At 70.9% G+C, this 8,661-nt stretch carries 7 protein-coding genes; all 7 read left to right on the plus strand.

Annotated features, from left to right (window positions below; translation table 11 throughout):
- Window positions 1-48 precede the first annotated feature (48 nt).
- The 7 genes from ACFZAU_RS28755 (at window position 49) to pstB (ending at window position 8,425) form a co-directional block, all read left to right on the plus strand.
- Complete coding sequence (locus ACFZAU_RS28755; protein ID WP_500554526.1) at window positions 49-2,355, plus strand: RNA degradosome polyphosphate kinase; 2,307 nt, start codon at window positions 49-51, stop codon at window positions 2,353-2,355.
- Window positions 2,318-3,589: a CHAD domain-containing protein gene (locus ACFZAU_RS28760; RefSeq protein ID WP_500554527.1), complete on the plus strand. Its 1,272-nt coding sequence runs from the start codon at window positions 2,318-2,320 to the stop codon at window positions 3,587-3,589. Before ACFZAU_RS28755 ends, ACFZAU_RS28760 begins: the two co-directional genes overlap by 38 nt.
- A 121-nt stretch (window positions 3,590-3,710) precedes the next feature.
- A complete protein-coding gene (locus tag ACFZAU_RS28765) occupies window positions 3,711-4,088 on the plus strand; it encodes an NUDIX hydrolase (RefSeq protein ID WP_500554528.1) in 378 nt (125 codons plus the stop codon).
- A 213-nt stretch (window positions 4,089-4,301) separates the two neighbouring features.
- Entirely contained in the window at window positions 4,302-5,444 is a 1,143-nt protein-coding gene (gene pstS / locus ACFZAU_RS28770) for a phosphate ABC transporter substrate-binding protein PstS (RefSeq protein WP_499608902.1), read from the plus strand.
- A 101-nt stretch (window positions 5,445-5,545) separates the two neighbouring features.
- The gene (gene pstC / locus ACFZAU_RS28775; RefSeq protein WP_499608900.1) at window positions 5,546-6,535 is read left to right on the plus strand and encodes a phosphate ABC transporter permease subunit PstC; all 990 of its coding nucleotides are present in this window, start codon (window positions 5,546-5,548) and stop codon (window positions 6,533-6,535) included.
- On the plus strand, window positions 6,532-7,605 hold the full coding sequence (gene pstA / locus ACFZAU_RS28780) for a phosphate ABC transporter permease PstA (RefSeq protein WP_500554529.1): 1,074 nt from the start codon (window positions 6,532-6,534) through the stop codon (window positions 7,603-7,605). Before pstC ends, pstA begins: the two co-directional genes overlap by 4 nt.
- A 43-nt stretch (window positions 7,606-7,648) precedes the next feature.
- Window positions 7,649-8,425, plus strand: coding sequence for a phosphate ABC transporter ATP-binding protein PstB (pstB, locus tag ACFZAU_RS28785; protein ID WP_499608896.1), 777 nt, complete (start codon window positions 7,649-7,651; stop codon window positions 8,423-8,425).
- The last annotated feature ends 236 nt before the right edge of the window (window positions 8,426-8,661 follow it).

Raw genomic sequence — 8,661 nt, forward strand, 5'->3', positions numbered from 1 at the left:
CGCCGTCCAGCCGAACGACGTGCCGGATCCGGAGGAGGGCTCGCACCCATGGCCTCGATGAATTTCCCGACGAACGCCCGGACCGAGCGGTCCGGCTCCGGTACCACCCCGGCCGAGTCCGATACGCCGGAGGAGCAGTCCCCGGCCTACGGCCGGCCGCACGTCGTCCCGCCCCTGCACCCCGAACTGAAGCGCCTGGACGGCCTGTCGACGGTGCCGCGTCCCGCGGAGAACAGCGGCGAGGCCCGCCCCGCCGACGCCGCGGAGGACGAGGAGCCGGAGGAAGAGCTCCCGCTGAACCGCTTCCTGGACCGCGAGCAGAGCTGGCTGGCCTTCAACGAGCGGGTGCTGGAACTCGCCGAGGACCCGGAGACGCCCCTCCTCGAACGGGCCAACTTCCTCGCCATCTTCGCCAGCAACCTGGACGAGTTCTTCATGGTCCGGGTCGCCGGCCTGAAGCGCCGCATCACCACCGGCGTCGCCCAGCGCTCGGCCTCCGGCCTGCCGCCCACCAAGGTGCTGGAGAACATCCTCAGCCGCGCCCGCGAGCTCATGGCGCGGCACGCCGCCTGCTTCCAGAACGACGTGGCCCCGGCACTCGCCGAGGAGGACATCCACATCATCCGGTGGAACGACCTCACCGAGAAGGAGCAGGCCCGGCTCTTCACGCTCTTCCGGAACAAGATCTTCCCGGTCCTGACCCCGCTGGCCGTCGACCCGGCGCACCCGTTCCCGTACATCTCCGGCCTGTCGCTGAACCTGGCCGTCACCGTGCGCAACCCGGTCTCCGGGCACGACCACTTCGCCCGTGTGAAGGTCCCGCCGATCCTGTCCCGCTTCCTCGAGGCCGGCCCGCAGCGCTTCGTCCCGCTGGAGGACGTCATCGCCGCGCACCTGGAGGAGCTGTTCCCGGGCATGGAGGTGCTGGACAGCCACATGTTCCGGGTGACCCGGAACGAGGACCTGGAGGTCGAGGAGGACGACGCGGAGAACCTGCTCCAGGCACTGGAGAAGGAGTTGCTGCGGCGCCGCTTCGGGCCCCCGGTCCGCCTCGAGGTCGAGGAGTCGATCGCCCCGCAGGCCCTGGACACGCTGGCCCAGGAGCTGAACATAGAGGCCGCCGAGGTCTACCCGCTGCCCGGGCCGCTCGACCTGACGGGGCTGTTCGCGATCGCCGGACAGGACCGTCCGGAGCTGAAGTACCCGAAGTTCGTCGGCGGCACCCACCCCGACCTGGCCGAGGTCGAGTCCGCGCACGCCACCGACGTCTTCGCGGCGCTGCGCGAGCGGGACGTGCTGCTGCACCACCCGTACAACTCCTTCTCCACCTCCGTGCAGCGGTTCCTGGAGCAGGCCGCGCAGGACCCGGACGTCCTGGCCATCAAGCAGACCCTGTACCGCACCTCCGGCGACTCGCCGATCGTCGACGCCCTGATCGACGCCGCCGAGGCCGGCAAGCAGGTCCTGGTGCTGGTCGAGATCAAGGCGCGCTTCGACGAGCAGGCCAACATCAAGTGGGCCCGCAAGCTGGAGGAGGCGGGCTGCCACGTCGTCTACGGCCTGGTCGGGCTTAAGACGCACTGCAAGCTGTCGCTGGTGGTCCGCCAGGAGGGCGACACCCTGCGCCGCTACAGCCACGTCGGCACCGGCAACTACCACCCGAAGACCGCCCGGCTCTACGAGGACCTCGGGCTGCTGACCGCCGACCCGCAGGTCGGCGCCGACCTGTCGCACCTGTTCAACCGGCTCTCCGGCTACTCGCGCCGCGAGACGTACAACCGGCTGCTGGTGGCCCCGCGCAGCCTGCGCGACGGGCTGGTCTCGCGGATCCTCGCGGAGATCGCCCACCACCGCGAGGGCCGGCCCGCGTACATCCGGATCAAGGCCAACTCGATGGTCGACGAGGCGATCATCGACGCGTTGTACCGGGCCTCCATGGCCGGCGTGCCCGTCGACGTCTGGGTGCGCGGCATCTGCGCGCTGCGCCCGGAAGTGCCGGGCCTGTCGGAGAACATCAGGGTGCGCAGTGTGCTCGGCCGCTTCCTGGAGCACTCCCGGGTCTTCGTCTTCGGCAACGGAGGCGACCCCGAGGTGTGGCTCGGCAGCGCCGACATGATGCACCGCAACCTCGACCGCCGGATCGAGGCGCTGGTCCGGGTCTCCGACCCGGCGCACCGGTCCTCGCTGAACCGGCTGCTGGAGACCGGAACCTCGGACTCCACCTCGTCCTGGTGGCTCGGTCCGGACGGGGACTGGACCCGGCACAGCACCGACGCCGAAGGGCGTCCGCTGCCCCACATCCAGGAGATGCTCATCGATGCGCGGAGGCGCCGGCGTGGCCCAGCGACACCCTGACACGGCAGCGACGCCCGCCGGCCTGGCCGCCGGCGGGCTCCCCGACCGTGAGGCCGGTGCGGTCCTCGGACAGTACCTGCGGGACGAGGCGACGGCCTTTCTGCGCGCGCTGGCACCACGCGAGGGCGACCCCGGCCGTCCCCAGGACGACACCGCCGAGACCGGCCGGCAGATGCGCCGCTCGGCCCGCCGCATCGCCGGCACCCTGCACACCTTCGGCTCGCTCACCGATCCCGGCTGGGCCGACCCGCTGCGGGGCGAGCTCGGCTGGCTCACCGACACCCTCGGCCGCGAGCACCGCTACGCCGCCCGGCTCGGCCGGCTGATCGGCGCTCTCCAGCGGCTGGCCTCCGCCGAGGACGCCGGGGGCATCCCCGCCGCCCCCGTCCCCGCCGACGACGACCTCGGTCTGTGGCTGCCGGTGCCCGGTGCGCCCGACCCGGCGGCCCCCGAAGCTTCCCGCGAGCGCCTCAACGGCGTCGCGGACGCCCCGCGCGGCACGGCGGCCGCGCCCGCGGCCACCGAGATCCCGGAACCGGTGGGCGCGGCGGCCCTCGCCGCGGGGGCCCGTCGTTCCCCCGCCCCCGCCCAGGCCGGCGAACGCGGCGGCGCCGGGAGCGGTCCGCTCGCCGTGGGCGCGGCCCGGGCCGGCGCCCTGCTGGAGCGTCAACTCACCCTCGCCCGGACCCGGGCGCACTCCGCGGCCCTGCAGGCCATGGGCTCCTCGCGCTTCCACGCCGTCGTGGACGCGGTGGCGGTGCTCGCCTCCGAGGTGCCGCTGTCCCCGGCCGCGCGCAAGCCCGCCGCCACCGTGCTGCCGCTGCTGGCGGAGCAGGCCCACGCCCGGCTCAACGAGACCGCGGCAGCGCTGCCGCTGACCCGCGCACGCCACCCGTACAACGGCGAGACGCTCCATGCCGCGCTCGCCGGCGAACTGTCCGCCGAGCGCCAGGACGCCGCGTGGAACCGGGTCCGCGTCCTGCTGCGGCTGCGCCGCTACGCTCAGGAGGTCCTCGCGTACGAGGACGGGGACTCCGCCGCCCGGCTGTCCGCCGCGGCGCGGGTGCTGGAGCAGCACCGGGAGGCCGCGGAGGCGGCCGCCGCCGTCACCGCCGCCGCCCGTACCCCGCGGATCGCCCCGGCCACCGCCTACGCGCTGGGCGTGCTCCACGCCGACCAGCGCCTGGAGGCGGAGGCGGCCCGGTACGCCTTCGCCCACCTGTGGGCGCGCTGACGCGTCCGGCACGTCCTGCCCGTCCGCGGAAGCGGCCCGACCCGCGACCCGCAGCCCGGAAAGGAGCACCGCCATCGCCGCCACCGGTACCGCGGGCACCCCGATCCTCGCCGCCGGGGCGGTGCTGTGGCGCCGCTCCCCGGTCGACGGCGGCCTGGAGATCGCGCTGATCCACCGTCCCAAGTACGACGACTGGTCGCTCCCCAAGGGCAAGTTGAAGCGCGGGGAGACCGCGCTGGACGGTGCGCTGCGCGAGGTCAGGGAGGAGACCGGACTGGACTGCGTGCCCGGCCGGGTACTGCCCTCCTCCACCTACCTCGTCGAGGGGCGCACGAAGATCGTGCGCTACTGGGCGGCCGAGGCGCGCGAGGGCTCCTTCGCCCCCAACCGCGAGGTCGACCGGATGGTCTGGCTGCCGCCGACCGCCTCGCGCAACCGGCTCACCCACGAGCGGGACCGCGTCGTGCTCGACGCGTTCCTGCGCGGAACGGGCATGTGACCCTGGCACGCTGAGACGTATGCCACTCGGTGTGGGCTACAGCACCGCACTGATATGCGAGGTTCACCTTGCGTTCACCCTCGGCCGTCGACCACTTCACCTGATCTGCCTAATTTCGGCCTTACCGGTGAGCGAGCAGCCGCCGGGTGGATGCAGAAATCCATACCTCTGCTTCGCCGTCCACCGGCGGGCTTCAGGAAGGAATCACCAAAGGTGAAGCTTCAGCGTAAGAGCGGGCTCCGCGCCCTGGCCGTCGGCGCGGTCGCGGTCTCCGGTGCTCTCATGCTCACTGCGTGCGGTTCGGACGACAACACCAACGCCGGCGGCGACAGCAGCAAGGCGCCCTCCACGTCGTCCAGCAGCATCAAGTGCGCGGACAAGGGCGGCCAGCTCCTCGCTTCCGGCTCCTCGGCGCAGCAGAACGCCATGGACGCCTGGGTCCAGAACTACCAGCAGGCCTGCTCCGGCGCCCAGATCAACTACAAGGCGTCGTCCTCGGGCGAGGGCATCATCGACTTCAACAACGGCACGGACGGCTTCGCCGGCTCCGACTCGCCGCTGAAGCCCGAGGAGGTCGAGGCCTCCAAGAAGATCTGCGCCACCGGCACCGGCATCAGCATCCCGATGGTCGGCGGCCCGATCGCCATCGGTTACAACGTCTCCGGCGTGGACAACCTGGTCCTGGACGCCCCGACGCTGGCCAAGATCTTCGACTCGAAGATCACCAACTGGGACGACGCGGCCATCAAGAAGCTGAACCCGGACGCCAAGCTCCCCAGCAGCAAGATCCAGACGTTCCACCGTCAGGACGAGTCCGGCACCACGGACAACCTCACCAAGTACTTCAACGGTGCCGCCAAGGACGCGTGGCCGTACGAGCACGCCAAGGCGTGGGCGGGCAAGGGCGGCCAGTCCGCCGCCAAGTCCGCCGGTGTCGCGGCCCAGGTCAAGCAGGTCAACGGCTCGATCGGCTACTTCGAGCTCTCCTACGCGACCGCCAACAGCATCAAGACGGTGAAGATCGACACCGGCGCCTCCGCCCCCGTCGAGGCCACCGCCGACAACGCCTCCGCCGGCATCGCGCAGGCCAAGGTCGTCGGCACCGGCGCCGACCTGTCCCTGGACATGTCCGCCGCGTACACCACCAAGGCCGACAACGCCTACCCGATCGTCCTGGTGACCTACGAGATCGCCTGCGACAAGGGCAACAAGGCCGAGACCCTTCCGCTGGTCAAGTCCTTCCTGGGCTACACCGCCTCCGAGGAGGGCCAGGCGATCCTGTCCGAGGCCGGCTACGCGCCGCTCCCGGCCGAGATCGCCACGAAGGTCCGCTCCACCGTGGACGCCCTGTCCTGACCCAGTCGACCGGCCCCGCGACACACGTCGCGGGGCCGGTCGCACTTCCGGTGCACCGCCGCCGGGGGAGCGATCCCCCACCCAGACCGGAGTAGAAACCGATGGCTATAACTGCACAGAACCCCACCCCGCCAACGACCGCGAGGCACGCCGGGGCCAACGTCACGCGCATCGGCGACAAGGTCTTCTCGGGGCTGTCCCGAGGGTCCGGCATCCTGCTGCTGGTGATCATGGCGTCGATCGCGGTCTTCCTGACGATCCGCGCGATCAACGCGATCTCCAAGGACCACGGCAACTTCCTGACCACCTTCGAGTGGAACGCCAACGCCAACCCGCCGGTCTTCGGCATCGCGGTGCTGGCCTACGGCACGATCGTCAGCTCGATCATCGCGATGGCCATCGCGGTCCCGATCGCGGTCGGCATCGCGCTGTTCATCTCGCACTACGCGCCGCGCCGCATCGCGTCCCCGCTGTCGTACATCGTCGACCTGCTCGCCGCCGTGCCCAGCATCATCTACGGCCTGTGGGGCGCGCTCTTCCTGGTCCCGCACATGACCGGCCTGAACATGTGGCTGGACGACTACCTCGGCTGGACCGTCGTGTTCGAGAAGGAAGACCCGCAGGGCGCCGCCCGCTCGATCTTCACCGTCGGCATCCTGCTGGCGATCATGATCCTCCCGATCATCACCAACGTCAGCCGTGAGGTCTTCCGGCAGGTGCCGCGGATGCACGAGGAGGCCGCCCTGGCCCTCGGCGCGACCCGCTGGGAGACCATCCGCATGTCGGTGCTCCCCTTCGCCCGGTCCGGCATCATCAGCGCCTCGATGCTCGGTCTCGGCCGCGCCCTCGGCGAGACGATGGCCGTGGCCACGGTGCTGTCCGCCGCGCCCATCCTGTCGATCCACGTCCTGGACCCGGTCGGCGGCACCTTCTCCCAGAACATCGTCGCCAAGTTCGGCGAGGCCAACGAGTTCGGCCGTGACGCCCTGATCGCCTCCGGTCTGGTGCTGTTCGTCATCACGCTGCTCGTCAACGGCGCCGCCCGCGCGATCATCGCCAAGCGCAAGGAATACTCGGGGGCCAACGCATGAGCCACGCAGTCGCAGACAAGCGCACCGCCCCCGTGGTGCCGCAGCGCGCCCTGGCCCAGCGCCGGCTCCCGAAGTGGGCCCCCGCGGGTATCGCGGTCGGCGCGATCGTGCTCGCCGTCGGCATCGGCCTCGGCGGCGGCCTGGACAGCAAGATCCAGTGGGGCCTGATCGCCGTCCTGCTGTTCGTCCTCGGCACCTACGCGATCGCCGCCGCGGTCGAGGGCCGCCGCCAGGCCAAGGACCGCGTCGCCACCAGCGTGATCTGGGCGTCCTTCGTCCTCGCGGCGCTCCCGCTGTACTCGCTGATCCAGACCACGGTCAGCAAGGGCGTCAAGATCCTCGACGGCGCCTTCCTGTCGCACTCCATGAACGGCGTGCTGACCATCGGTGAGGGCGGCGGCGTCTACCACGCCATCATCGGCACCCTGGAGCAGGTCGGCATCGCGACGGCCATCGCGGCCCCGATCGGCATGCTGACCGCCGTCTACCTGGTCGAGTACGGCAAGGGCCGGCTCGCCCAGGCGGTGACCTTCTTCGTCGACGTCATGACGGGCATCCCGTCGATCGTCGCGGGTCTGTTCATCCTGTCGACCTGGAACCTGCTGCTGGGCTTCGGCCCCTCGGGCTTCGCCGGCTCGATGGCCCTGGCCATCCTGATGATGCCGGTGGTCGTCCGCTCCACCGAGGAGATGCTCAAGCTCGTCCCGAACGAGCTGCGCGAGGCCTCGCTGGCGCTCGGTGTCCCCAAGTGGCGCACCATCGTGAAGGTGGTCGTCCCGACCGCGATCGGCGGCATCACCACGGGCGTCATGCTCGCGGTCGCCCGCATCGCCGGTGAGAGCGCCCCCATCGCGCTGTTGGTCTTCGGCAACAACCTGATCAACAACGACCCGTTCAACGGCCCCCAGGCCTCGCTGCCGTTCTACATCTACCAGCAGTACCAGAACGGCAACGACGCCAGCTACGACCGGGCGTGGGCGGCGGCACTCGTGCTGATCGCCTTCGTCATGATCCTGAACCTCCTGGCCCGCGGCATCGCGCGCTGGAAGGCCCCGAAGACCGGTCGCTGACGCGGCCAACATCAGCGACCCAAGGATTGCGAGCAACACCACCATGGCCAAGCGAATCGATGTCAGCGGACTGTCCGCCTACTACGGCGGCTTCAAGGCGATCGACGACATCTCGATGAACATCGAGCCGCGCACGGTGACGGCCTTCATCGGCCCCTCCGGCTGCGGCAAGTCCACCTTCCTGCGCACCCTGAACCGCATGCACGAGGTCACCCCCGGCGGCCGCGTCGAGGGCAAGGTGATGCTGGACGACGAGAACCTGTACGGCGCGGGCGTGGACCCGGTCTCCGTGCGCCGCACGGTCGGCATGGTCTTCCAGCGCCCCAACCCGTTCCCGACGATGTCGGTCTACGACAACGTCGCGGCCGGCCTGAAGCTCAACGGCGTCAAGCGCAAGAGCGACCTCGACGCGATCGTCGAGAAGTCGCTGGTCGGCGCCAACCTCTGGAACGAGGTCAAGGACCGCCTCAACAAGCCCGGTTCGGGCCTGTCCGGCGGTCAGCAGCAGCGTCTGTGCATCGCCCGCGCCATCGCGGTCGAGCCCCAGGTCCTGCTCATGGACGAGCCCTGCTCCGCGCTCGACCCGATCTCCACCCTCGCCATCGAGGACCTGATCGGCGAGCTCAAGGAGCGCTTCACCATCGTCATCGTGACCCACAACATGCAGCAGGCCGCGCGCGTCTCCGACCGCACCGCCTTCTTCAACCTCTCGGCGGTCGGACAGCCCGGCAAGCTCATCGAGATCGACGACACGGAGCGGATCTTCTCCAACCCCTCCGTCCAGGCGACCGAGGACTACATCTCCGGCCGCTTCGGCTGATCGGTCCCGCAGCCGCCCACAGCGTCCTGCGGTGCTGCATGGCGGTGCCACCGCAAGGCGAAGGGCCCGCTCCCCGTTCGGGGGGCGGGCCCATTTGCGTCGTGACCGGGAAAGGCGGGAGGCGGGGGGGGGGGGGCCGGCCCCCCCCCCCCCCCCCACGCCCCCCCGGGGGGGGGGGGGCGGGGGCCGCCGCGTCACCCAACCACCCCGCCCCCCCCACCAAAACCAACCCCCCC

The organism is Streptomyces sp. NPDC008238 (assembly GCF_042956445.1).
Lineage (GTDB): Bacteria > Actinomycetota > Actinomycetes > Streptomycetales > Streptomycetaceae > Actinacidiphila.

What these genes read in the sequence shown, in the direction of transcription:
- pstC (WP_499608900.1), top strand. Translation starts at nt 5,546, where the DNA reads ATGGCTATAACTGCACAGAACCCCACCCCGCCAACGACCGCGAGGCAC.
- pstB (WP_499608896.1), top strand. Translation starts at nt 7,649, where the DNA reads ATGGCCAAGCGAATCGATGTCAGCGGACTGTCCGCCTACTACGGCGGC.
- ACFZAU_RS28755 (WP_500554526.1), top strand. Translation starts at nt 49, where the DNA reads ATGGCCTCGATGAATTTCCCGACGAACGCCCGGACCGAGCGGTCCGGC.
- ACFZAU_RS28760 (WP_500554527.1), top strand. Translation starts at nt 2,318, where the DNA reads ATGCGCGGAGGCGCCGGCGTGGCCCAGCGACACCCTGACACGGCAGCG.
- pstA (WP_500554529.1), top strand. Translation starts at nt 6,532, where the DNA reads ATGAGCCACGCAGTCGCAGACAAGCGCACCGCCCCCGTGGTGCCGCAG.